The following is a 1,797-nucleotide window of genomic DNA, read 5'->3' as shown; positions in this document are numbered from 1 at the left end:
CCGATGCCCGACGCGGGGCGCCCGGCGCGCGGACCGGGGTCCACCGCGGGGCCGGCGTGAGGGCCCTGGCCGCCCGCGTCCTCCCGGCGCTGCGCGGGCTGCGCTTCCGGCTGGTCGTCGGCTTCGCGCTGGTCGCCGTGGCCGGCGCCCTGAGCACCGGTGCCCTGGCCTTCCGGGAGGCGCGGACCGCGGTGCTCCAGCAGGGCCAGGACACCGTGATCCGGCAGTTCCGCGACCAGGTCGACGCCCTCGCACCCGAGTTGTCCGTACCGCGGGACCAGTCCCAGCTGCAGGCCACCGTCGACCGCCTGGCCCGTGACAACGTGCTCCAGGGCTGGCGCGTCCTCGCCACGTACGGCGGCCTGCGGGCGAGTTCGCAGCCGGACGGGCCCTTCGGGCTGATCTCGCCGCAGCTGACGCGCTCCGTGCGCTCCCGGCCGAGCGCCGTCTTCCAGCGCGTCGACGACCGGGGCAGACCGGTGCTGGTGGTGGGCATGCCGGTGACCTTCCGCGAGCAGACCGGGCTGCCGCCCGCGCTCTCGGGGCTCGTGCTGTACCTGGTGGCCCCGCAGACCACCGAGCAGGCGTACGTCACGGCCACGGTCGGCGCGATCAAGGACGCCGCGCTGTGGTCCCTGTTCCCCGCCGTGGTCGTGGCCCTGCTCGCCTCGCGCGGGGTGCTGCGGCCGGTGCGCGCGCTGCGCCAGGCCACCCGCCGGATGGCGCGCGGCGAACTGGACGTACGCCTGTCCGTCGACGGCTCCGACGAACTGGCGGACCTCTCACGCTCCTTCAACGAGACGGCCGCCGCGCTCGAACGCTCCGTGGCCGAACTGCGCCGCCTGGAGGAGCAGGCACGCAGATTCGTCGCCGACGTCTCGCACGAGTTGCGCACACCGCTCGCCGCCATGTCGGCGGTCACGGACGTCCTCGACGACGCGTCCCACCTCGACGGCACCACGGCGGACGCGGTGCGCCTGGTCAGCCAGGAGACGGTGCGACTGACACGGCTCGTCGGCGACCTCATGGAGATCTCCCGCTTCGACGCGGGCGCCGCCGTGCTGAACCTCGACGAGATCGACCTCGGTGAGTCGGTGCGCAACTCCCTCGCCTCGCGCGGCTGGCAGGACCGGGTCCGCGTGGAGGTGGCGGTGCCCGGCCCGCTGCGGCTGCGCGTGGACCCGCGAAGGCTCGACGTGGTGACCGCCAACATCGTCGGCAACGCCCTGCGGCACGGCGCACCGCCGGTGGAGCTGCGCCTGGCACTGCGGTACGCGGACGGGCACCCGGATGCGGCGCCGCGAACCGGGGCCCCGGAGGCGGCACCGAAGCCCGGGGCTCCGGTGCGCGGCGCGCTTGCCGGGCCGCCGGACGGGCCCGGGTCGCCGGACCGGGCGTACGCGGTCATGGAGGTGGCCGACGGCGGCCCGGGGATCGCCGGGGCGGACCTCCCGCACATCTTCGAGCGCTTCTACAAGGCCGACACCACCCGGGCCCGCAGCGAGAGCAGCGGCCTCGGGCTCGCCATCACGGCCGAGAACGTGCGCCTGCACAACGGGCGCGTCCACGTGGCCAACCGGCCGGGGAAGGGAGCGGTGTTCACCGTGGAACTGCCACTGCGGCCCGTCGGCGGCGGCACGCGCCGCACGGGCCCCACCCGTACGCCCGAGCCGCGTCCGCACCGCGAGCGCGACGGCGGCTCAGGGTCCGGTACCGGTACGGACGGGCCGGTCGGCGAAGCCGCCCGGGGCCGGGGGCCCGCGTGAGGCCCCGGCCTGCCGGGGACCGGCGTCCGGG

At 76.3% G+C, this 1,797-nt stretch carries 1 protein-coding gene; it reads left to right on the top strand.

Features of this window, described 5'->3' with window-relative positions; all coding sequences use genetic code 11:
* A partial coding sequence (locus L1885_RS27990) for an ATP-binding protein (protein WP_372482054.1) occupies window positions 1-1,766 on the top strand: 1,766 nt, incomplete at its 5' end.
* Window positions 1,767-1,797: the final 31 nt, after the last annotated feature.

It is taken from the genome of Streptomyces fuscigenes, from assembly GCF_021556455.1.
Taxonomy (GTDB): Bacteria; Actinomycetota; Actinomycetes; order Streptomycetales; family Streptomycetaceae; genus Streptomyces; species Streptomyces fuscigenes.
The sequence above is the reverse complement of the archived record's forward strand: the minus strand, read 5'-3'. Positions and strand labels throughout refer to the sequence as shown.